This window comes from Burkholderiales bacterium (assembly GCA_036262035.1).
Lineage (GTDB): Bacteria > Pseudomonadota > Gammaproteobacteria > Burkholderiales > SG8-41 > JAQGMV01.
Genome location: DATAJS010000015.1, coordinates 150,372 through 173,849, shown reverse-complemented (window position 1 = coordinate 173,849; position 23,478 = coordinate 150,372). Strand labels below are relative to the sequence as shown.

Sequence of the window (23,478 nt, the reverse complement as noted above, 5' to 3'; positions counted from 1 at the left end):
GTCTAAAAAGTGACGGATGAAGCCGTGACGGATAGTGCAGTGACGGATAAGGCGGTGACGAAAAGCGTTCGCGCGACGTTACTCGTCACCGATTATCCGTCACCGTTTCACCCGTCACCGGTTTAGCCGTCACTTCTTTCGAAATCATGATATAGAAACGACATCGTCAGCAAAGGTCATCGCTTGTCCCGCTTCAAGGCAACCCTCGCCCCGCTGAAACACCGCGACTTCCGCCGTCTCTGGACCGGCACCTTCTTCGCGACCGCGGGCCAGTGGATACAACAGGCCACGCTCGGCTGGGTCGTATACGACGTGACAGGGTCGGCGAGCGTGCTCGGCGCGGTGCTCGGCACGCGCGCGATCCCGATGCTGCTGCTCGCGCCGGTGAGCGGCGTCGTCGCCGACCGCATGGACCGGCGCTACGCGCTCGCCGCGAGCCAGCTGCTCATGGTGGTGGTGTCGATCGCGCTCTCGGCGCTGCTCGCGTTCGAGCGCGTCGAGACGTGGCACCTCTTCGCGTTCTCGATCTTCTCCGGCGTGAGCGCGGTCTTCGACCGCACGCTGCGCAGCACGCTCATCTTCCACAGCGTGCCGCGCAACGACGCCGCGAACGCGGTGGCGCTCAACAGCGTCGCGTTCAGCGTGAGCCGCGCGGTCGGGCCTTCGGTCGCGGGCTTTCTCATCGGCGCGATGGGCGCGGCGTGGAACTTCGGCATACAGGCGCTGCTCCTCATGGGGGTCGTCATGGCGGCGCTCTCGGTGCAGGCGGGGCGTCTTCCCGCCGCCAGCCGCAGGCAGACCTCCGCCTGGGAAGAGATGAAGGAAGGGTTTCGCTTCGTCGCCTCCGACCCGGTCGCGCGCATGATGGTCGTGCTCGGTCTCGTGCCGCCGCTGCTGCTCATTCCGAGCTTCAGCGCGCTCATGCCGGTGTTCGCCGCGGACGTGTTCAAGGCAGGCCCCGAGGGCTTGGGCCTCATGCTCTCGGCGGTGGGCGTCGGCGGCATCCTCGGCGGCCTCGTCGCGGCATGGACCTCGCGCTACGACCAGACCGGGCTCGTGCAGATGCTGGCGCTCGCGGTGTTCGCGTTCTCGCTCGTCGCGTTCGCCGTGAGCCCCAACGTCGCGGTCGCGGTGGTGTTCCTCGCGATCGCCGGCATCGCGGAGATGGTGCACCACACCGTGCACGTCACCACGCTCCAGATGTGCGCGCCCGAGCACCTGCGCGGGCGCATCGCCAGCCTGCTCCCCATATTCCCCGCGTTCATCTCCATCGGCGCGCTCCTCGCCGGCGTAGTCGCCGACCTGCTGGGCCCGGAGATGGTGGTGCTCCTGCTCTCGGGACTCGCCATCGCCGTGATCGTCGCATCGTGGTCGAAGTCTTCGGCGGTCCGGGAGCTGCGGATGTCGAGGTTGATTGCGGATGCCGGCGATCGCTGAAGGAAGTGACCGATGTGGCGGTGACGGGTGAAACGGTGACGGGTGGAGCGGTGACGGGTTCCACCCGCGCGAACGCCTTTCGTCACCGCTTTATCCGTCACTGCACTATCCGTCACCGCCTCACCCGTCACTTTTTCTGTTGCCAGGCATGAACGATATGAACGACCCAGCACCGGACGTCTTCACCGCCGCGCGCACGCGGCGCTCGATCCGCGCGTATAAACCCGACCCGGTGCCGCGCGAGGTGCTGCGCGAGATCGTGGCGGTCGCGCGGCATGCGCCCAGCGGCTCGAACATCCAGCCGTGGTGCGTGCACGTGCTGACCGGCGCGACGCTGAAACGCGTGGGCGAGGCGATCAAGCAGGCGTTTCTCGCGGGTGAGAAGGAACACCGCGACTACGAGTACTACACCGACCCCGTTTACGAGCCCTATCTCGCACGCCGGCGCCAGTGCGGCTGGGGGCTCTACGGCACGCTGGACATCGGGCGCGGCGACCGTGAGAAGTCGAGAGCGTATCGCGCGCGCAATTACGAGTTCTTCGGCGCGCCCGCGGGCCTCGTCTTCACCATCGACCGCGGCCTCGAGAAGGGAAGCTGGCTCGACTACGGCATGTTCCTCCAGACGATCATGCTCGCCGCACGTGCGCGCGGGCTGCACACCTGCGCCGAGGCGTCGATCGCGAGCTACCCGGACGTCGTGCGGCGCGAGCTCGCCCTCGCGAACGACCGGATCGTGATCTGCGGCATGGCCGTCGGTTACGCCGATCCCGACGACGTCATCAACACCTTCCAGCCGCCGCGCATCGAACTCGACGACTACGCGACGTTCCTCGACTGATTCACCGCCGGCGCGCGGCGGCCAGCAGCTCGCGCGCGGCGCGCGTGCCGCTCTGCAGCGCGCCCGCGACCGTTCCTGCTTCGCCTTCGCAGTCCGCCGCTTCGCCCGCGAAGAAGAGCGTGCCGGCGAGCGACGCGGCGAGGTCCTTGCGCGCGCTGTCGCCGTTCACCAGCACGTAGCTGTAGGCGCCTCGCGCGTAAGGATCGGCCTGCCAGTCGTGGAACGACGCGCTTTCGAGCATGCCCTCGACGTCGATCGCCGGAAAGAGCGTCGCGAAGCTCGCAAGCGCTGCTGCGATGACCTTCGCCGGATCGGCGCCCGCGAGCGCCGAGGCTTTCGGTCCGGCGGCCCACGCCGCCACCACCGGCGTGCGCACCGGCAGCGCGGTCCAGAAGGTCGGAAAGGCTTTCTTGCGCGCGTGGAAGAAAGCGCCGTCGCGGTAGCGCCCGTCTTCGACGTCTTCCCAGAACGCATGCCTGAATCGCAGCAGCACCTTGAGCACCGGCCCCGCCGCGAGGTGCTTCAGCGCGGCGCGCTTGCCGGCGAGCGCGGGCGTGAATTGCACGCCGCCCGGCGGCCGCGATCTCTGCAGGACGCCCAGGGGCAGCGCGACGATCGCGCGTCTCGCCTGCACGCCGAACGCACGCCCGTGGAACAGTCCGCGCACCTCGACTTCGCCGCGCTTCCACCGGATCGAGCGTATCTCGGTGTTGAGCTGCAGCCGCATGCCCGAGCCGCGCAGCCCGCCCGCGAGGTGCGCGAGCAGCGCGCCATAGCCGCCGAGCGGACGAAACTGCGACGACCCGACCGAGGCGCCGCCGGTCCATTCCTCGACGATCGCGCGGGCGCTGGCGCGGCGGGTGTCCGCGGCGTCGAAGCCTTGCGCGAGCATGCGCGCCGATTCGCGGGCTTCGGGCGAAAGGACGTCCTTCAGATGCTCGTCGAGGAATTCGTCGAACGCGAGGTCCTTCTTCGAAAGCGCCCGATCGTTGCGCATCGCGTGCGCGATCGCTGCGAACGGCCGGTTCGCGCGCTCGAGCCTGCCGCCGGACAGTGCCCAGCGCTCGCCGCCGCTGTCGATCGCGGCGCCCGCGGCCCGGTCGATCAGGTCGAACACCGCCGCGGCCTTGCCGTGGATGAACTCGGCGCCCAGCTCGATCGGCAGCGCAAGACCCGGCTCGTGGAGCGTGTGGATGCGGCCGCCGATGCGGTCGCGCGCGTCCAGGACGAAGCCGCAGAGACCCGCGCGAGCCAGGTCGGCGGCGGCCCTGAGCCCGGACGCGCCCGCGCCGAGGACGATCGCATCGTGCATGTTTTATCTGACCGAGCGCTGAGGAAATGTCGCGCGACAGTTTAATCGACGGCCAAGGCGGTCAAAACCGTGACTTAATCCTCACCCTCCGCGCTCAGTACCGGCTCCCGGGTGCCGTTAAACGGGAGGTTCACCCGAAAAGTACTCATGAGCGGTACCTACAATTACGGGCTGGTCGTCGTATCGATACTGGTCGCGATACTGGCGTCGTACACGGCGCTCGACCTCGCCACGCGCATCTCTCAATCGAGCGGCCGCAGCGCGCGCGCGTGGCTCGGCGGCGGCGCGTTCTCGATGGGCGTCGGCATCTGGTCGATGCACTTCCTCGGCATGCTCGCCTTCAGCCTGCCGATACCGCTGAGCTACGACGTCGCGGTCACGCTGCTGTCGATGGCGATCGCGATCGTGGTCTCGGCCTTCGCGCTGCACATCGCGAGCCGGAGCACGCTGACCCTGAAGAAGCTCGCCGTCGCGAGCGTCGTCATGGGCGCGGGCATCTGCTCGATGCACTACACCGGCATGGCGGCGCTGCAGACCCACCCGCACGCGAGCTACGATCCGCTGCTGTTCGCGGCCTCGGTCGGCATCGCGATCGCGGCGTCCATGGCCGCGCTGTGGATCGCGTTCACCCTGCGCGCGGGCTCCGAGTGGATGCGCTATGCCAAGCTGGGCAGCGCGGTGATCATGGGCTTCGCGATCACCGGCATGCACTACACCGGGATGGCGGCGGCGAGCTTCGCTCCCGACACGATCTGCACGACCGGCCCGCAGGTGGACAACGCCTGGATGGCCGCGACCCTGACGATCGCCACGCTGGTGGTCCTGTCGGTGACCCTGGTGCTGTCGGTGATCGACGCCCGGGCGATGAGCCGCACCGCGCTGATGGCGGCGTCGCTCCAGCGCGCGAACGACGAGCTCCAGCGCCTCGCGCTGCACGATCCTCTCACCAAGCTTCCCAACCGCATGCTGCTCGAAGATCGTATCGAGCAGGCGATCGTTCACGCCGGGCGCAGCAGGGCGGCTTGCGCCGTGCTGTTCGTCGACCTCGACCGCTTCAAGGTGGTCAACGATTCGCTCGGCCATTTCGTCGGCGACGAGCTCCTGCGCGGCGTCGCGGCGCGGCTCGCCGGCCTGGTGCGCGGCGAGGACACGGTCTCGCGGCTGGGCGGCGACGAGTTCGTGATGCTGCTGCGCGAGATCGAAGGCGAGAGCGACGCGCGCGACGTCGCCGCGAAGGCGCTGGCCGCGCTGCGCGAGCCTTTCCGCGTCCACCAGCAGGAGCTCTACATCACGCCGAGCATCGGCATCGCGATCTACCCCGTGCACGGCAACACCGCACAGATGCTGATCACGCGCGCCGACGCGGCGATGTACAACGTCAAGAAGGGCGGCCGCGACAACGCGCGCGTCTTCGCGACCGAGATGAACACGTTCTTCCCCGAGCGGCTGATGCTCGAGAACGATCTGAGGCGCGCGCTCGACCGCGGCGAGTTCGAGCTGCACTACCAGCCCAAGGTCGACCTCGCCGGCGACACCACGGTCGGCATGGAAGCGCTGCTGCGCTGGCGCCACCCCAAGCGCGGACTGCTCGCGCCCGATCAGTTCATCCCCCTCGCCGAGGAGACCGGCCTGATCGTACCGATCGGCAAGTGGGTGATCGAGGAGGCCTGCCGCCAGAACAGGGCGTGGCAGGACGCGGGACTGCCGGGCTTGCGCGTCGCCGTGAACATCTCCGGCGTGCAGTTCAGGCGCAAGGACCTGCTGGAGGACATCGGCGTCGCGCTGGCGAAGAGCCTGCTGCCGCCCGAATGCCTCGAGATCGAGATCACCGAGAGCGTCGTCATGCAGAACGCGTCGGATGCGATCGTCACGCTGGAGAGGCTGTCGCAGATGGGCGTGCACGTGTCGATCGACGACTTCGGCACCGGCTATTCGAGCCTGTCGTACCTGAAGCGCTTCCCGCTCGACAAGCTGAAGATCGACCGCTCCTTCATCCGCGATGTCTCCGACGACCTCGAGGATGCGGCCATCGTGCGCGCGACCGTGGCGCTCGCGCACAACCTGAAGCTCAAGGTGGTGGCGGAAGGCGTGGATACCGCGGACCAGCTCCAGTTACTGCGCAGCCTCGACTGCGACGAATACCAGGGTTACTACAGGAGCAAACCGGTTCCGCCGACCGATTTCGAGCGCGCGCTGCGGGCGGAGCTGGGATTACCGGCCGCTCCGATCGCCGAAGCGGCGGCGTAGTCACTGCCTGGCCAGCGACCGGATGAGCTTGATGAGCTCTTCGATGTCGTAGGGCTTGGAGATGTGCGCCTGGAAGCCGGACGACAGCGCGCGCTCGCGGTCCTCGTCGCGCGCGTAACCGGTCACCGCGATCGCAGGCGCTTCGCAGGCGGCGCCTTTGCCGCGCAGATTGCCGAGCAGCGCGTAGCCGTCCTCGCCCGGCATCCCGATGTCGAGCACCAGAACCGCCGGACGCCAGCGCGTGCAGATCGCCACCGCTTCCTTCGCGTTGCTCGCGGTCATCACGTCGGCGCCTTCCGATACGAGCACCTGCGACATGAGCCCGCGCGCGCTCGCTTCGTCGTCGGTGACGAGCACCTTCACGCCCTTCAGTCGTGACGCGCTGCCGACATCGGGTTCGACACGCGCCGCGGGCGCCGCTTTCACGAACGCCCTGGCGGACACGACCGCGTGCGTGCCGATCGGCAGCTTGACGCGGAAGGTCGCGCCCTTGCCCTTGCCCGGGCTCTCCGCGCTCACGCTGCCGCCGTGCAGCTCGACGATGTGGCGCACGATCGCGAGGCCCAGCCCGAGACCGCCGTGCCTGCGCGTGGTCGATCCGTCCGCCTGGCGGAAGCGCTCGAAGAGATACGGCAGGAGCTGCGGCTCGATCCCTTCGCCCGTGTCGGCGACCTCGACCTCGCAGGACCCGCCGCGCTTGCGCGCGCGCACGTCGATGCGTCCGCCCGACGGCGTGAACTTCACCGCGTTGGAGAGCAGGTTCACGAACACCTGCTGCAGCCGCGCCGCGTCGTAATGCATGTCCGGCACGTGCTCGAGCGCGGTCTCGATCGCGATGCCTTTCCCCTGCGCCGAGACGCGCACCGAGGCGATCGACCCCTCGATCACGTCATCGATCTGCCCTGCCTCGCGCACGAGGTCGAGCTTGCCCGCGATGACGCGCGAGACGTCGAGCAGATCGTTGATGAGCTGGTTCTGCAGGTGCGCGTTGCGCTCGATCGTCTCGATCGCCTTGGCGTGCTGCTCCTCGGTGAGCCGGCCGGTGCGCATGAGGTGCAGCCAGCCCAGGATGGCGCTCATGGGGCTCCTGAGCTCGTGCGAGAGCGTCGCCAGGAACTCGTCCTTGAGGCGCGCGACGTTCTCGGCCTCGCTGCGCGCGCGCTGCTCGAGCTTGAGCAGCTGGTCGCGCCACACCTCCTCGCGCTTGCGCGAGGTGATGTCGACCACGACGCCCATGAAGCGCGTCGGCTGGCCGGTCTCGTCCGCGTGCACCTTGCCGTACGGCGCGAGCCAGCGCTCCGCCTCGTCGCTCTTCCTCAGGATGCGGTGCTCGCGGTTGAAGAGCGTCCCGTTGCGGCGCGCCTCTTCCATCGCGGCGCTGACGGCTTCGCGGTCTTCGGGATGGATGAGGTCGAGCCAGAGCTGCGCGGTCGAAGGACCGCCCTGCTTGCAGCCGACCAGCGCGTAGAACTGGCGGCTCCAGTGCGCCGAGTTGTCGCGCAGGTCGATGTCCCACGTCGCGATGCCCGCGCCTTCGGTCGCGAGGCGCATGCGCTCCTCGCTCTCCGCGAGGCCCACCTCGGTCGTGTGCAGGCGCAGCAGCGTGCGCACGACGGTGATCAGCTCCTGCGGCTCGACGGGTTGGGCGAGGAAGATGTCGGCGCCGCTCTCCAGGCTGCCGATCTCGCTCTCTTCGGCGTTGCCGGTCGCGGTGATGTGCAGCACCGGCAGGCGCGCGTACATCGGATCGCCCTTGATGCGCCGCGCGATCTCGAAGCCCGACATGTCGGGCAGCTGCACGTCGAGAAGCACGAGCTGCGGCCGGCTCTCCTTGACCGCGCGCAGGGCGTCGGCGCCGTTGCCCGCTTCGATCACGTCGAAGCCGGCCTGTTGCAGTATGCGTGTCTTGGTGTAGCGGCCGATCTCGTTGTCGTCGACGTTCAGAATGCGTGCCGACACGGCGGGTTTGGCCTTCATGCGCGCGCCTCCGTCGCCGCGTCGTCCAGAATTGCGGTGAGGCGCGGCACGAGCTCGCTTTCCCAGTCGCGCTTGTTGAGCACCGCCCTGGCGCGGCTCGCGAGCGCCGCGTGCTCGCCGGGCGTGAGATCGCGCGAGGTCGCGACCACGACCGGGATGTCGCGGGTCGCGGGATCGTCGGCGAGACGCTGGAGCACTTCCTCACCCGCGATATCGGGGAGGCCTAAGTCGAGCACGATGACCTGCGGATGCGCGGCGACCGCGCTCGTGAGACCGCTGCCGCCGTCCGCGGCCTCGATGACGCTGTGGCGCGCGTTGTTGAGCATCTTGCGCATCGTGTAGCGCCATGCCGCGTCGTCGTCGATGAGCAGCACGCGGCTGCGGGTGTAGGTATCGAGCTCCCTGAGCAGCGCTTCGGGCGCGATCGGCTTGACCAGATACGCTTCCGCGCCGAGCGCGAAAGCCTTGCGCTGGTCCTCGGTCGTGGACACGACGATCACCGGGATGTCGCGCGTGCCCGGATTGCGCTTGAGCTCGGAGAGCCATTGCCACGCCTGCTCGCCCTTCAGCACGAGGTCGAGGACGATCGCGGCGGGCGGCTCGTGCGCAAGGGCGCCGCGGGCCTGGCGCAACGTGCGCGCCGAGACGATCTGGTACGCTGTGTCGCGCAGGACTTTGTCATAGACGAGCTGCGCGTTCTCGTCGTCCTCGACCACGAGCACGCGCACGCGCGTCGCGTCGATCTCCTTCGTCGGCTCGACATCCGGCGCCTGGTCGGGCGGACCGTAGCGCACCGGCACGGTCACGCCGAACGTCGAGCCGAGGCCGCGCTCGCTGGTGACGCCCACCGTGCCGCCGAGCAGCGTGGCGAGGTTGCGGCACAGCGGGAGTCCGAGGCCGGTGCCTTTGACCTTGCGCTGCAGCGGCCCCTGGATCTGCGTGAACTCCTCGAAGACGAGCGCCTGGTCTTCGGGCGCGATGCCGATGCCGGTGTCTGCGACCGAGAACGTGATACGCTGGCCGCTCTCGTCGACCGCGGCCGACACGCGCACCTCGCCGCGCTCGGTGAACTTGAGCGCGTTGGAGATGAAGTTGCGCAGGATCTGCGACACCTTCGCCTCGTCGGTGTGCAGCATCGGCACGTCGTCCGCCTCGTCGAAGCGCAACTGCACCGACTCGCTGACCAGCAGCGGCCGCAGCATGCCGCGCAGCGCGCTGAAGAGCTCGCCCACCGACCAGTCGGTGGGCTGCACGACGACCTTGCCCGCCTCGATCTTGGCGAGGTCCAGCAGATCGTCGACGAGCTGCGTGAGGTCTTCGGCGGCTTTCCTGACGAAGCCGACCTGCTTTTCCTGCTCGCCGGTGAGCGGCCCGTCGGTGCGGTCGAGCAGCAGCCGCGCAAGCGCCCGTATCGAGTTCAGCGGCGTGCGGAACTCGTGGCTCATGTTCGAGAGAAAGCGCGACTTCATCTCGTCGGCGCGCCGCAGGTGCGCGGCTTTCTCGTCGAGCTCGGCGTAGAGCGCGACCACGCCGCGGTTGGTGTCCTCGAGCTCGCGGTTGAGGCGCTCGAGGTCGTCCTGGCGCTCGCGCAGCTCGTCGAGCGCACGCAGCAGCTCGCGGTTCTGGTGCTCGACCTCCTGCAGCGGGGTCTCGGGATTGTTCACCGCGAGCACCTCGGCGATGCGCGAGAGCTCCAGCAGACCGAGGTAGCGCGAGCCCGCCGGCAGCATCTTCTTGAGCACCACCTCGGTGCCCTGGCCGGGCGTGGAGGTGATGTCGAACTGGTCCATGAGCCGCCGCGCGCCGACGATGCCCAGGCCCATGCCGGTGCTGGAGCGGTACTGCCCGTCGAGGATCGCCGGCAGGTGCGGGATGCCGGGACCGCGGTCGGAGACGCGCACGATGAGCAGCTGCGGCGCGGTCGACCCTTCGAGCGCGAACTCGGCGGTGCCGCGCCCGGCGTAGCGATAGGCGTTGCGCGCGATCTCCGACACCGCGGTGGCGATGCGCACCTGGTCCTGGTTGTCGAAGCCGAGCAGGCCCGCGATCTGGCGCGCGCGCTGGCGCATCGAGACGATGTCCTGCTCGAAATCGATCGCGACGTTGAGGACGCGCGTGCTCAAGCGGCCGCCCGCAGGTTGCGCAGCACCGCGATCGTGGTGTCGTCGCGGCCGCGGTTGTGGTCGCGGTAGAGCGTCGCGGCGATGAGCGCGGGGTGGCGCGCTTCGAGGCCGGCGTAAGCGGCGGGATCCCAGCGCGAGGTCATGCCGTCGGAGTACGCGTAGAGCAGCGCGCGCGGCGGAAAGGGAAAGCTGAATTCCTGCACGTGGCGCATCTGGTGTCCGAGGATGCCGTTGTGGGAAGCGAGACTGCGCGTCTTGCCCCCGGCGCGCACGAAGCAGCCGATGTTGCCGATGCCGCAGAAAGTGCCGACCTCGCTCGCGGGCTTGAGCTCGACGATCGCCGCGGCTGCGCCGCGCGTCGCGCGCAGCGCCGCATGGGCCGCGTGCATCTGCTCGGCGGGCGGACGGGCGATGTTGCGCTCGATCACGCTCTTGGCCGCCGCGGCCGCATCGGCCGCCTCGGGGCCGTGACCGAGCCCGTCGACCACGAAGAGCACATAGCGCCCGCGCAGCCCGTGCAGCGACCAGTCGTCGCCCGAAACCGTCTCGCCTTTCATGGGGACCGACACCACGCCGCTCTCGATCTCGTTGCTCGCCTGTGGCGGATCCGCGGGCCAGAACACGCAGCGCACCGTCGTTCCTCCACCCGCCTGCGAATATACGTCAAAGTCGCTGGACAGGCGGGCGAGCGCGCCCAGACCGATGCCGGCGCTGCCCGCGGTGGAATGGCCGTCGCGCAGGCTCACCGCGAGGTTGGAGATGCCGGGTCCGCGATCGATCGCGACGATCTCGAGGCCGCGCGTGCCGTTCGCAGCCACCGGCTGCACGAGGATCGCGCCTCGCGTCGCGTGCTTGACGATGTTGGTCGCGGCTTCGGTGACGACGATCGCGACCGCCCCCGCGCGCTCCTCGGAGAACCCGAGGTTGCGCGCCATCGCCACGGCGTGGCGGCGCGCTTCGGAAACGTGGCTCTGATCCTCGACCGGCAGCGCGAGCTGGCGCATCACTTCCATCGGGTGATCGTGACGCGCGTGCCCTGCCCCGGCTTCGAATCGATGGCGAACTCGCTCGACAGGCGTTTGGCGCCGCCCAGCCCCAGGCCGAGACCGTTGCCGGAGGTGTAGCCGTCGCGCAGCGCGGTGGCGATGTCCGCGATGCCCGGACCGTGGTCGACGAACGACAGGCGCAGCCCCGACCGCGAGCCGTTGGCGAGGACCGTGACCTCCACGTCCCCCCCGCCGCCGTAGTCGAGCGTGTTGCGCGCGAGCTCGCTCGCGGCAGTCACGATCTTGGTCTGGTCGACGAGTGAAAAGCCCTGGGAGACCGCGCGCTCGCGCACCGCCTGCCGCATGCGCACGATGTCTTCGGACGTGCGTATCGGCAGCGTGGTCGGAGGTGGCGTCATCGAATCGTTACAGTCGCTCGCCGACGCGGCGTTCCAGAAGCGCCATGCCTTTTTCGACGTTGAGCGCGGTGTGCACGCCCTGCAGCGGCAGGCCCAGCTCGACCAGCGTGATGGCGACCGAAGGCTGCATGCCGACGACGACGGTCTCCGCGTCGAGCACGCGCGCCATGCCCGCGATGTTGGCGATCATGCGGCCGATGAACGAATCGACCATGTCGAGCGAGGAGATGTCGATCAGCACGCCGTGCGCGCGCTCGGCGGCGATCTTGTTCGTGAGGTCGTCCTGCAGGTTGAGCGCGAGCCGGTCGTGCATGTCGACCTGGATCGTGACGAGCAGGAACTTGCCCATCTTGAGTATGGGGATGCGCTCCATGGCGTGAAGGGTGAAGGGTGAAGGGTGAAGGGTGAAGGGTGAAGGGTTAGTCGCGCTTCGCGGCCGGGGAAGCGTCGCCGTGCGCGATACGCGCGCCGGTGCGCTTGAGCGCGACCGCGAAGGCGTCGGCCAGCGTGGCCTTGGTGACGACCTCGCCGAGGTCGACGCCGAGGTGCACGATCGTCTGCGCGATCTGCGGGCGTATGCCGCTGATGATGCAGTCCGCGCCCATGAGGCGCGTCGCGGCGATCGTCTTCAGCAGGTGCTGCGCGACCAGCGTATCGACGGTCGGCACGCCGGTGATGTCGATGATCGCGATCGCGGCCTCGGTCTCGACGATCTTCTGCAGGAGCGTCTCCATGACGACCTGGGCGCGCGCGCTGTCGAGCGTGCCGACGAGCGGCAGCGCGAGGATGTCGTCCCAGAGCTGCACCACCGGCGTCGAGAGCTCGAGGAGCTCGCGCTGCTGGCGCACGATCACCGCCTCGCGCGTCTTCTGGTAGACCTCGGTGGTATGCAGGCCGAGCTTGTCGATGAGCTCGGTGACCGACCACATCGCGTCGGCGAGCGCGCCCGCGTCCTTGATCTCGTCGCGCAGCAGCTTGAACAGCGGCTCCTTCAGCGAGAAGACGAAGGTGGCGGTCTCGGACGGGCTGAAGCCCTGCTGCGCGCGCGCGTGCGACACGCCGGCGAGGAAATCGCGCACCTCGCTCCATTCCGCCGTCACGACGTCGTCGCTGGACGCATTCTGCAGCGTCTGCACCAGGGTGCGCAGGAACTCGGTCGACTGCTGGGTGAGCTCGTTTTCCCGGATCAGGTCCGGACGGTAGGTGTGCGACGACTGCTGGCTCCTGACCCAGTCCGCGACGGTCTTCGCCTCGTTCTTGTTGAGCGCCTTGACGAGGGTGCTCGATGCGGTCGAACTCATGCTTCTCCCCCTAGGAAACGTGTGCGGCAGGCGTAGCCCCGGCGCCCCTCGTGGAGGGCGGGCGTCTCATGCGAGCCCGCGGGGCATGTCAACGGCGCGGGAAGCGCCGCCGTTACGCGAGTGAAAAGACCGTGAATTGTAGGTGGCGGGACCCGTTTGCGGAAGAGTCGACCCGTTCACGTTGCGGGCTTCAGAGCCGCCTGCACGGACATCCTGGCGGCGCCGCACCCGGTCCAACCAGCCATAGCGGAATTGCATACCTGGCGCGCATTCGACCCGCGAAAAACCGGTGCGATGAGGAACACTTTCCCATGCGCTACCGGGCAAAACCCTACAAGCAAGGCCCTTCGGCGGCCAAACCGTGAAATTTCTCACACCGCGCCGGGGGAGGTACACAAAATGTATGTTTGCGTCATGAAACTGCATCGGCTAAGCCACAAAAGGCCTGCGCGCACCAAGAACACCCGTAAAGCGCCAGGACGCACAAGCCCCCTGACCCGGCGGGCACAAACATAAGCAGTCATACGGGTTCGGGAAACAGGGGCCGGGCGCAGACCGTACTGCGCCGGTGTGTGGGAGAGAGGCATGGACAGCCTAGTGAGGGTCCTCTTCGTCGAGGATCAGCCACTCGACGCGGAGTTGTGCGAGCACGAGCTTAGGCGTGCGGGGCTTAAGTTCGAATCGAAGCGGGTGTACACGAGGGCGAGCTTCACCGAGGCGCTCGCCACGTTCGCGCCCGATCTCATTCTTTCGGACTTCAGCATGCCGACGGACCTCGACGGGTTCACGGCGCTGGGCCTCGCGCAGGAGCGCGCGGCCGACATTCCGTTCGTATTCGTGTCCGGCACGATCGGTGAGGAGCGCGCGGTCGAAGCGATGAAGGCCGGCGCGACCGATTACGTCCTCAAGGACAAGCTCAACCGGCTCGGTCCGGTGGTCAGGCGCGCGCTCAACGAAGCGCGCGAGCGCCGTGACAAGCTGCACGCGCAGGCGGAGCTGCGCTCGAGCGAGACGCGCTTCCGCTCCTTCATGCAGCACCTGCCGGCGCGCGCTTCGATCCGCGACCTCGACGGGCGCTACACCTACGTGAACGAAGTGTGGGAAGAAGCGCACGGCCTCGACGCGCGGGACGTGCTCGGCAGGCCGTACACGCAGGTCTGGGATCCCGTGCAGGTCGCCGAGCTCAAGGCGGTGCACGAGCAGGTGATCGCGACCAACCAGCCGCTCCGCCGAACGGTCCGCCGCGGCGAAGGCGACACGCTGAGATGGTGGCTCTCGAATCATTTCCCGATCCCCGACGCCCAAGGGCGTCCGGCGATGGTCGGCGCAATCGGGCTCGACATCACCGAGCAGAAGCTCCAGGACGAGAAGATCGAGCGCCTCAACCGCATCCACGCCGTGCTCTCGGGCATCAACGCCGCGATCGTGCGCATCCGAGACACCCAGAAGCTGCTCTACGAAGCGTGCCGCATCGCGATCGACGACGGCGGCTTCGGCCTGGCGTGGATCGGCATGCTCGACCGCGCGAGCGGCGAGATCCATCCGGTCGCGAGCGCGGGACTGCTGCAGTACGAGGACACCGCCAACAACCCGATCGTCGTCCACGGCATGCCGGAAGCCGGCGGCCACCTCGAGCGCATGCTGACCTCGGCCAAGCCGGCGATCGTCAACGACATCGCGGCCGAATCCGACCTGCCGCAGCGTCTCGCCGAGGCGGCAGAGCGCGGCTACCGCTCGCTCGTCATCCTGCCGCTCAAGGTCGGCGGCGTGGTCGCGGGCAACTTCACGCTGTACGCGACGCAGACCAACGTCTTCACGCACGACGAGGTGAAGCTGCTGATGGAGCTCGCCGCGGACGTCTCTTTCGCGCTCGAGCACATCGACGCCGAGCAGAGGCTGTACTACCTCGCGTGGCACGACCCGGTCACCGGCATCGCGAACCGGCAGCTCCTGCGCGACCGCCTCGAGCGTGCGATACAGGGCGTGCGCCGCGACGACGGCGGCATCGCCGTGCTGGTGTGGGACGTGAAGCGCTTCCGCGGCATCAACGACACCTACGGCCGCGATGTCGGCGACGGGCTGCTCCGCCGCATCGCCGCGCGCGTCTCTGCGGAATGGACCGGTCTCGCGGAGACCGCGCGGCTGTCGGCCGACTACTTCGGCGGCTTTCTCCTCGGCGTGCAGCCTTCGGACGTCGCGCACATGATCAAGGAGTCGGCGCCGACGCTCGCCCAGCCGTACCTCGTCGGCGATCACGAGCTCCGGGTCGACATCTCGGTCGGCATCGCGTTCTTCCCCGCCGACGGCGCGAGCGCCGACAGCCTGCTCGCCAACGCCGAAGCAGCGCTCAAGCAGGCGAAGCTGCGCAGCGAGCCGTTCCTCTTCTACGAGCCCGCGATGAACGCGCGCGTCGCCGAAAAGCTCACGCTCGAGCACAAGATGCGCCGCGCGCTCGAGAAGAACGAGTTCACGCTGCACTACCAGCCCAAGCTGCATCTTGCGACCGGGCAGGTCAGCGGCGTCGAAGCGCTGATCCGCTGGGAGGATCCCGAGCACGGGCTCGTGCCGCCGATGCGCTTCATCCCGCTGCTCGAAGAGACCGGACTCATCCTCGACGTCGGCCGCTGGGCGCTGGAAAAAGCGCTCGACGACTGGAAGAGCCGCGCCGCGACGGGTCGCTACACGCCGCGCGTCGCGGTGAACGTCTCGGCGATCCAGCTTCGCCGCAGCGATTTCGTGGACGTGGTCGCACGCGCGCTCGCGGACAGCCCGGGCGCCCACCACGGCCTCGAGCTCGAGCTCACCGAGACCATCCTGATGGAAAGCATCGGCGAGAACAGCCGGAAGCTGCGCGAGCTGCGCGAGCTGGGCGTGCATTTTGCTATCGACGACTTCGGGACCGGCTATTCGTCGTTGAGCTATCTCGCCAAGCTCGCCGTCGATTCGCTCAAGATCGACCGCGCGTTCATCATGACGATGACCGAAGAACAGCAAAGCATGACGATCGTCTCGACCATCATCTCGCTCGCGCACGCGCTCGACCTGTCGGTCGTCGCCGAAGGCGTGGAGACTGCCGCGCAGCACGAGCTCCTGCGCTCGCTCGGCTGCGACGAGATCCAGGGTTATTTCTACAGCACCCCGGTGCCGTGGGAGGCGTGCCTCGAGCTCTGCGACGCGCCTCCACCCGGTCCGGGCTAGCGCAGCGCGCGCCGGTTCTCCCGCTTTCGCCGATGCCCCACGGTTCGCGCTCGGTGCGCCGCCGGCTCGTGCTGGCGACGCTGGCCACGACGCTGATCGCGCTGGTCGTCGCCGGCGCGGCGATGCTCTACCAGGACATGCGGCTGTACGAGCGCACGCTGCTCGAAGATCTCGCCACCCAGGCCGAGATCGTCGGCCGTGCGAGCGCCGCGGCGCTGAAGTTCGACGATGCGCGCGTGGCCGAGGAAAACCTCGAGCTGCTTTACGCCAAACCGCTGGTCAAGGCGGCCGCGCTCTACAACGCCCGCGGCCTCGTCTTCGCGACCTACGCGCGCGAGCCCGGCCGGGAGAACGCCGAGATCCCCGGCAAGCCCGACACCGACGGCATCCGCGTGCACGGCGCGACCGCGGTGCTCTTCAAGCGCCTCGGCACCGCGGACTCGCCGCTCGGCACGCTCTACATCAAGGCCGATTACGACGCGGGCCAGCACCTGCGCGCCTATCTCACCATCCTCGTGCTCGTGCTGCTGGGCGCGCTCGGCGTGTCGCTGATCGTGGCGTGGTGGCTCCAGCGCACCGTCACGCACCCGATACTCGCGATGCGCGACGTGGCGCGCGAGGTCGTCGAGACGCGGGATTATTCGCTGCGCGCGCCGAAGACGACCCAGGACGAGATCGGCTATCTCGCCGACGCCTTCAACCGCATGCTCGGCGAGATCGAGCAGCGCAGCTCGCAGCTCGAGCAGTCGAACGCGAGCCTCGAGCAGCAGGTCGTCGAGCGGCAGCAGGTCGAAGCGGAGCTGCGCCGGGTGCAGGAGGAGCTCACGCAGCTGAACGGCGAGCTCGAGGAGCGCGTCACCCAGCGCACCGAGCAGCTCGCCGCGGCGAACAAGGAGCTCGAGAGCTTCAGCTACTCGGTCTCGCACGACCTGCGCGCCCCGGTGCGCGCCATCGTGGGTTTCTCCAAGCTGCTCGCCGAGCACCACGAGACCTCGCTCGACGACGAGGCGAAGAGGAAGCTCGGCATCGTTCGGTCTGAAGCCGCGCGCATGGGCACCCTCATCGACGATCTGCTGGCGTTCTCGCGGCTGGGGCGCCAGTCGCTGCAGATGCGCAGCGTCGACATGGAGGATCTCGTCAGGCTGAACTTCGAGCAGCTCAAGACGCAGAACCCCGAAGCGACCCACGAGCTCAAGCTGGGGCACCTGCCGCAGGCGCTCGGCGACCGCAGCCTGCTCGCGCAGGTGTGGATCAACCTGCTTTCAAACGCGTTCAAGTTTTCAGGCAAGAAAGAAAACCCCACAATAGAGGTCAACGCGATCAGCGACGCCAGGGAGCACACCTACTTCGTCCGCGACAACGGCGCCGGTTTCGACCCGCGCTACGGGGCGAAGCTCTTCGGGGTGTTCCAGCGGCTGCACGATCAGTCGGACTTCCCGGGGACCGGTGTGGGCCTCGCGCTCGTGCACCGCATCATCACGCGGCACGGCGGCCGTGTCTGGGCCGAGGGCGAGCCGGGTGTCGGCGCGACGTTCTATTTCACCCTTCCGAGGAGCAGCAGCGATGGAAGAGTTTGAGCAGATCGAGATCTTGCTGGTAGAAGACAACCCGCTCGACGCCGAGCTCACCATGACCGCGTTGAAGAGCGGCAAGGTGGCCAACAACATCACGTGGGTGAAGGACGGCGAGGAAGCGCTCGAGTACATCTTCCGCAAGGGCCGCTACGCGAGCCGGCCCGACGTCCACCCGCGACTGGTGTTCCTCGATCTGAAGATGCCCAAGGTCGGCGGCATCGAGGTGCTCACCGCGATCAAGGCGGACGAGCACACCAGGCGCATCCCGGTGGTCGTGATGACCTCGTCGCAAGAAGAGAGCGATCTCGCCAGGACGTACGACCTCGGCGTGAACAGCTACGTCGTCAAGCCGGTGGATTTCAACGCGCTCGCCGACGTGACGCGCCAGGCCGGCTATTACTGGCTCGCCATAAACCGAAGTGTTCCGGGCTGACGCCCGAAACACTTCGGTTTCGGTGAACGCCAAGGAGGGAAACCAAGGTTCGCTCCTTGAACCTCCTTTCCTCCACCCCCTAACCCCGGCCGAGCAGGCGGCGCAGGCGCGACACCGTCCTCTCGTGCGCCGCGCGCTGCAGCGCGCGCAGCGGCGTGCGGTCGTCCTCGGCATTTCCCATGCGGGTCAGCAATGCGGGCACCGCCGCCGCGGGCACGGGGCGGCTGTACAGAAAGCCCTGGCCTTCGTCGCAGCGCAGCGTGGCCAGCACGCGCGCTTCGTCCTCGCTCTCGACGCCTTCGGCTACCGCGCTCAAGCCGAGGCTGCGTGCGAGCGAGATCACCGTGGTGACGATCGCCATCTGCACCGGACTGTCGTTCATCGAAGAGACGAACGAGCGGTCGATCTTGAGCGCATCGACGGGCAAGCGCGCGAGATAGGCGAGAGACGAATAACCCGTGCCGAAGTCGTCGATTGCGATACGCACGCCCGCGTCGCGGATGGCGGCGAGCTTGCGCGCATTGCCTTCGACGTCGGACATCACCACCGACTCGGTCAGCTCGAGCTCGATGGACGAACGGCTTCCGCCGACGCTCGCGATCGCATCGAGCACGTGGTCGACGAAATCGGATTCGCGAAGCTGAACGGCGGAGACGTTCACTCCGATCGGAGGCATGACGATGCCGTCGCGATGCCACTGCGCCGCATCCGCGGCCGCCTGCTGCAGGGCCCAGCGCCCGACGTGCAGGACCAGGCCGGTGTCTTCCAGCAGCGGAATGAAGACGCCGGGCGGGACCAGCCCGCGTGCCGGGCTCTGCCAGCGGATGAGCGCCTCGAAGCCGCAGATGCGCCCCGTCCTCAGCTCGACGCGAGGCTGGTAGTGCAGGACGAATTGCCGTTCGCGAACCGCCGCGTGAAGCTCGTTCTCCAGTTGCAGCATCTCGGCGGCGCGGGCGTTCATCTCGCGCGCATAGAAGCGCAGCCGGGCACCCGATCGCTTGGCGTGCTGGAGCGCCGCTTCGGCGTTGGCGAACAGCGCGTCGGGCGTCGCACCGTCCTCCGGGAACATCGCCACGCCGGCCCTGGCCTGCACGGCAACGCAGGTGCCGTCGACTTCGAACGGCTCGTCGAAGGATTTCATCACGTGCTCGATGGCGAGCGCCGCGCCCGATTCCGGGTTGAGGTCGTGCAGGGTCAGCGCGAAACGGTCCGAGGTGATGCGGGCGCACGTCGCCGCCGCACCGCCGGCATCGCGGAGCCGCTTTGCCGACTCGGTGAGTATCGCGTCGGCGCCTGACGGCCCCAGCGTCTCGTTGATGCCGCGAAAGCGGGCGATGTCGATGACTGCGACGGCGAAGGCGTAACGCTCGGTGTGCGCGAGCGTCGCGAGCTGCGCGAGGCGATCGAAGAACAGCCTGCGGTTCGGCAGCTCGGTCAGGGCATCGTAGTACGCGAGGTAATCGACGCTCGCCGCTTTCTCCATGTAGTCCATCGCGAACGACAGGTTCGCGGAGAGCTCGTCGAGCAGCTTCACCTCCTGCTCGCCGAAGAAGTCCGGCTCCGCGCCGAACAGCGCGAGCACCCCCGCCATGCGGTCCCCGCACCGGATCGGCACCACGGCGATCGAGCGGAAGCCGCGGGGCTCGTCCCGGCCGCCCTCGATCAGCGCCTCATCGCCCTGCAGCGCGTTCGACAGCACCACTTTTCCGCTGCGCGCGGCCTGCGCGATGAGGGCCGGCGGCGAATCGCCGCCCATCTGCAGCGCGATGCCGTTGCCGCGTGTCAGCATCAGATCGAGACAGCAATGCGCGATCGGATCGATGTGTCCGCGGGCGCCCTCGACCCGGCCGGCCCAGGCGAACCCGAACCCGCCGTCGTGCACGACGATGTGACACGCGTCGTGATAGAGCTGCGCCGGATCGCGGACCCTGACGATCGCGGCGTTGATGCCGCTCAACACCGCGCGCACGCGCGTGAGCCTCGCCACGCGCTCTTCGGCGTTGCGCCGGCGTGTGATGTTGCGCGATATGCCGTCGATGCGAACGATGCGGCCGTCGTCCCCGCGCACGCCGCGCGCGCGCACGTGGATCCAGCGCACGTCGCCCTCCGGCGTGATGACGCGGTGCTCGACGTCCAGCATGCCGCCGTTGGCGGCGTCGGCCCAGGCGGCCGTGAAGCGCGCCCGGTCATCGGGGTGCACCGCATCCAGCACGAGCCCGGGCTGCGAGACGAGCTCCGACAGCGGCCGCCCGTAGACCGACTCGGCCGCGGCGTTGGCGTAGCTCACTTCCATCGGCGCGAGCGAGACCGACCACACCGCGTCGGTGAGCGAGGCGAGTATCCCGTCGAGGCGCGCCCGGGTCTCGTCGAGCGCGCGGCCGGTCTTGCGATGCGCGTCGCGCTCGCTTTGCTCGCGCAGCGCGCGCTTCACCACCGGCACGAGGCGGTTCATGTGGTGCTTCAGGACGTAATCGGTCGCGCCGCGCTTCATCGCTTCGACGGCGCGCTCCTCGCCGATCGTGCCGGATACGAATATGAACGGCGTCGCAGGGGTGCGCTCCCGGGCGATGCCCAGCGCGCTCATGCCGTCGAAGCGCGGCATGCTGAAATCGGAAAGAATGATGTCGGGGCGCCACCCTTCGAGGGCATTCTCGAAACCCTGCCGCGTATCCACACGGTGCACGTCGCACGACAGGCCGCCCCGTTTGAGCTCCTCGTGGCAGAGCTCGGCGTCGAGCTCGAGGTCCTCCAGCATCAGGACACGCAGGTTGTTCGCCGTCCCGGTATCGATACGCATCGCGAGCTCTCTCCCAATTCTCGCAAGCGAAGGGCGGGACGCGCTTGATGGACGCTCCGGACCGTATCAGTGTCCGGATGGCAGTCTCGTTGACGACGCGCGGCCGCCGCTTCAATTGGATCGGGGACGGGGATCGTTCGCGACGCTCGGCCGCTGCGGAAAGGCGCGCGGCGCGTCGATGGTCCATCGGCACGGCGCAGACGGTTGCGGGGTCCTAGCCGTTCACGCGCACCGTCGTCGTTTGGTGACACACCGACGACACGCGGCCAATGACGCTGTCAAGCAGGCAACGGCTGTACCTATCACACAATTGTCATACGCGCGTCAATGGTCGCGCGGCCTCTCCCGGGCGGGCGCGAGACCGTTGAGCTGGTCCAGCGCGTCCACGAGGCTCGCCGCGATCTCCTGCATGCGGCGCCGCTGCGACCGTGCGCTGGTGCGCAGCAGCTCGTACGCGGCCTGGCGGGTGAGACGCTGGCGCTCCATCAGGATGCCGAGGGCGACGTTGATCTCGCGCCCGGTCTCGAGCGCGTGGCTCAGCTGCTCGCCCGTGTCCTTCAGGCTGCGGATCTGTGCGGCCCGCGCCAGCGCCGCTTCGATGGACGGAATGATCTGCGGCACGTCCAGGGGTTTCACCAGATAGCCGAGCGCTCCGAGCTCGGTCGCCCGCCCGATCGTCGCGGGGTCGTCGTAGGCCGAGAGGAACATGAACGGGACCGCGTGCCGGGCGGCGATCGTCTCGGCCAGCTTGACGCCCGACATGTCCGGCATGCGGACGTCGAGCAGGGCGAGATCGGGCGCCTCGGCCTCTACCGCGCGCAAGGCGCTCGCGCTGTCGTTCGCTTCGGTCACGCGGTAACCGGCGTCGCGCAGCCCGCGGCCGATCAGCGCCAGCACCAGCCGGTCATCGTCTACGATCAGAATGTGGGCGTTTGCGCCTGTCCCAGTCATCTCGGGTCTCCGATGTTTCTTGTTCGCTGACGAGCACCGGCGCGGCGAGCTCCAGCGTCGCTTTGACGTGAACGCCGTCCTGTGTATACGAGAGGCGTACGCCGTCGAGCGGCAGCAGCGCCTTGACGAGCTCCAGGCCGGTTCCCAGACCGGCGTTCGAGGCGTAATCGAACGCGAGGTCGAGCCGGCCTTCGTTGGACACCTCCACGACCGCGCGCCTCGCGTGCACGAGCGTGGAGATCGCGATCCGCCCGCCGTCACGCCGGTGCTTCGCGGCGTTCATCATGAGCTCGTTGAGCGCGAGCGCGATCGTCACCGCTTCGCTCTCGCGCACGCTCACCGGCGCATCGTCGCGCACGGCCGCGGCGTCGTATTCGATCACGGCGCCGGTGGCGCGCTCGACCGAAGACGCGATCTCGCCGAGCATGCCCACGAGCGGCACGTTCTCGCGCAGCTCCTGACCCTGCAAGCCGTGGATCACCGCGATCGCCTGCAGCTGCACGATCGCCTTCGACAGCGGCGGTCCGAGCGCATCGTCCCGATCGGCGAGCTGCCGCAGCAGCCCGACGATGCCCTGGAGGTTGTTCTTGACGCGATGGTGCACCTCGCGCACCAGGGCGTTGCGCCGGCGCGCCGCGTCGTGCGCTTCTTCGTTCGCGGCCTTTTCGGCGTGTCCCACGTCGAAAGCGACCCAGATCACGCGGTCGACCTCACCGGCGGCGTCCGTCAGCGGCAGCGCGTGCGATTCGTAGATCGTGCGTTCGCCGCCGCGCGTGCTCTCGAAGCGCGACGTCGCCGCGAGCGCGGTATCGAACGCGCGGCGCAGCTCGTCGTCCCAGCGCGTCGCCAGGTGCGCCGCGTAGTGCGCCTGCAGGTTGCTGCGCCCCCTGACATCGGCGGGCGCGACCGGGGAGAGCGCCGCGTTCGCAGCGTTCGCGTAGACGTGCCGCAGCTGCCGGTCGTAGATGCGCACGGGATGCGGGAGAGCGTCGGCGAGAGATTCCACCGCGTGCGCCGTGGCGCTCAGCTCCCGCTGCGCTTCGGCGAGCGCGATCTCCGCGCGCCTGCGATGCGTGACGTCGCGCGCGATCGCGAGCACGGTCTCGATCGAGCCGTCGGCGCCGGGCTCCGGGAGCATCCGCGACTCGTAGTGCTTCTCTCCGGCCGGCGTCGTAAAGCTCAGCTCGAAATGGTAAGGACGGCCGGATGCGAAGACGTGCCGCATTGCGGCGGCCCAGCGCGCGCACAGCTCGAGAGGCACTCCGCCCCGCCGAAGGCTGCCGCTGGTGATGTCGCAGGCAGCCAGACCGGTCGCGTTGATGACGGCCGGGTTGACGTAGACGTGACGAAGCTCGCGATCGATGCGCGCGATGATGTCGGGCGCGTGCTCGACGAGCGCATCGAACAGCTGCTCGCGCTCGCGCAACAGCGCCCGCGTGCGCGCCGGCACGGCGTGCTCGATCAGGATCGCGAGCAGCAGGCCGCGGCCGGGTCCCGCGATAGCCTGCGTCATGACGTCGCACACGACGACCCCGCCGTCGCTGCCCACGCGCTCGATCATCGCCGCGCGCCGCATGAACGGCGACGGCGCGGCGGGCTGACCGGGCTCTTCCGAAATCTGAAGGTCGGCGACGGTGAGCGCGTTCGCCGGGATGCCGCTCACGCCGAGCAGGCCCGCGGCGGCGTCGTTCACGGCGAGGCATGCGCGCGTCTCGAGATCGAAGACGCACGCGGCGGACGACGTCGTGCCGACGTACTCGATGACGTCGGCGCGACGATCCCCCTGTCCAGCGTCGCCCTCGCCGCGCGCCGCGCGCGCGGCCGGGTCGGACGAGGCCGGCTGCCCTTCCACCATGGATCGAAAATTCGAGGAGTTGTGCCGGTG

16 protein-coding genes are annotated in these 23,478 nt (G+C 68.5%); 6 read left to right on the top strand and 10 right to left on the bottom strand.

Annotated features, from left to right (window positions below; genetic code table 11):
* Window positions 1–183: 183 nt before the first annotated feature.
* On the top strand, window positions 184–1,437 hold the full coding sequence (locus tag VHP37_19440) for an MFS transporter (GenBank protein ID HEX2828537.1): 1,254 nt from the start codon (window positions 184–186) through the stop codon (window positions 1,435–1,437).
* A gap of 157 nt (window positions 1,438–1,594) precedes the next feature.
* Window positions 1,595–2,275 carry a nitroreductase gene (locus VHP37_19435; GenBank protein HEX2828536.1) on the top strand — a complete coding sequence of 227 codons (681 nt, stop codon included), beginning with the start codon at window positions 1,595–1,597 and terminating at the stop codon, window positions 2,273–2,275.
* A gap of 1 nt (window position 2,276) precedes the next feature.
* On the opposite strand, the gene VHP37_19430 is transcribed toward VHP37_19435, so the two are convergent.
* Window positions 2,277–3,587, bottom strand: a complete 1,311-nt coding sequence (locus tag VHP37_19430; GenBank protein ID HEX2828535.1) for an NAD(P)/FAD-dependent oxidoreductase — start codon at window positions 3,585–3,587, stop codon at window positions 2,277–2,279.
* Between the two features lie 147 nt (window positions 3,588–3,734).
* Between VHP37_19430 and VHP37_19425 the strand changes: the two genes are divergently transcribed.
* Complete coding sequence (locus VHP37_19425; GenBank protein ID HEX2828534.1) at window positions 3,735–5,834, top strand: EAL domain-containing protein; 2,100 nt, start codon at window positions 3,735–3,737, stop codon at window positions 5,832–5,834.
* Here VHP37_19425 and VHP37_19420 read toward each other — a convergent pair whose 3' ends face one another.
* The 6 genes from VHP37_19420 to VHP37_19395 are packed head-to-tail and all read right to left on the bottom strand — an operon-like array spanning window position 5,835 to window position 12,640.
* Window positions 5,835–7,811, bottom strand: a complete 1,977-nt coding sequence (locus VHP37_19420; protein ID HEX2828533.1) for a response regulator — start codon at window positions 7,809–7,811, stop codon at window positions 5,835–5,837.
* Entirely contained in the window at window positions 7,808–9,934 is a 2,127-nt protein-coding gene (locus VHP37_19415; protein ID HEX2828532.1) for an ATP-binding protein, read from the bottom strand. The genes VHP37_19420 and VHP37_19415 overlap by 4 nt, the downstream gene beginning before the upstream one ends.
* Window positions 9,931–10,947 carry an ATP-binding SpoIIE family protein phosphatase gene (locus VHP37_19410; protein HEX2828531.1) on the bottom strand — a complete coding sequence of 339 codons (1,017 nt, stop codon included), beginning with the start codon at window positions 10,945–10,947 and terminating at the stop codon, window positions 9,931–9,933. Before VHP37_19410 ends, VHP37_19415 begins: the two co-directional genes overlap by 4 nt.
* Window positions 10,938–11,339 carry an anti-sigma regulatory factor gene (locus VHP37_19405; GenBank protein HEX2828530.1) on the bottom strand — a complete coding sequence of 134 codons (402 nt, stop codon included), beginning with the start codon at window positions 11,337–11,339 and terminating at the stop codon, window positions 10,938–10,940. Before VHP37_19405 ends, VHP37_19410 begins: the two co-directional genes overlap by 10 nt.
* A 7-nt stretch (window positions 11,340–11,346) precedes the next feature.
* The gene (locus VHP37_19400) at window positions 11,347–11,712 is read right to left on the bottom strand and encodes an STAS domain-containing protein (GenBank protein HEX2828529.1); all 366 of its coding nucleotides are present in this window, start codon (window positions 11,710–11,712) and stop codon (window positions 11,347–11,349) included.
* Between the two features lie 46 nt (window positions 11,713–11,758).
* On the bottom strand, window positions 11,759–12,640 hold the full coding sequence (locus VHP37_19395; protein ID HEX2828528.1) for an STAS domain-containing protein: 882 nt from the start codon (window positions 12,638–12,640) through the stop codon (window positions 11,759–11,761).
* Between the two features lie 585 nt (window positions 12,641–13,225).
* Here VHP37_19395 and VHP37_19390 point away from each other — a divergent pair.
* From VHP37_19390 to VHP37_19380, 3 genes are read left to right on the top strand one after another with little or no spacing between them, the layout of a single operon-like run.
* A complete protein-coding gene (locus VHP37_19390; GenBank protein HEX2828527.1) occupies window positions 13,226–15,838 on the top strand; it encodes an EAL domain-containing protein in 2,613 nt (870 codons plus the stop codon).
* 32 nt (window positions 15,839–15,870) lie between these two features.
* Window positions 15,871–17,415: an ATP-binding protein gene (locus VHP37_19385; protein HEX2828526.1), complete on the top strand. Its 1,545-nt coding sequence runs from the start codon at window positions 15,871–15,873 to the stop codon at window positions 17,413–17,415.
* Window positions 17,402–17,845 carry a response regulator gene (locus VHP37_19380; protein HEX2828525.1) on the top strand — a complete coding sequence of 148 codons (444 nt, stop codon included), beginning with the start codon at window positions 17,402–17,404 and terminating at the stop codon, window positions 17,843–17,845. The genes VHP37_19385 and VHP37_19380 overlap by 14 nt, the downstream gene beginning before the upstream one ends.
* 79 nt (window positions 17,846–17,924) lie before the next feature.
* Here the strand turns inward: VHP37_19380 and VHP37_19375 are convergent, their stop codons facing one another.
* The 3 genes from VHP37_19375 to VHP37_19365 form a co-directional block, all read right to left on the bottom strand.
* Complete coding sequence (locus VHP37_19375; protein ID HEX2828524.1) at window positions 17,925–20,642, bottom strand: EAL domain-containing protein; 2,718 nt, start codon at window positions 20,640–20,642, stop codon at window positions 17,925–17,927.
* Window positions 20,643–20,966: 324 nt separating this feature from the next.
* Window positions 20,967–21,593, bottom strand: coding sequence for a response regulator (locus VHP37_19370; protein ID HEX2828523.1), 627 nt, complete (start codon window positions 21,591–21,593; stop codon window positions 20,967–20,969).
* A complete protein-coding gene (locus VHP37_19365; GenBank protein HEX2828522.1) occupies window positions 21,547–23,448 on the bottom strand; it encodes a PAS domain-containing protein in 1,902 nt (633 codons plus the stop codon). The genes VHP37_19370 and VHP37_19365 overlap by 47 nt, the downstream gene beginning before the upstream one ends.
* Between the last annotated feature and the right edge of the window lie 30 nt (window positions 23,449–23,478).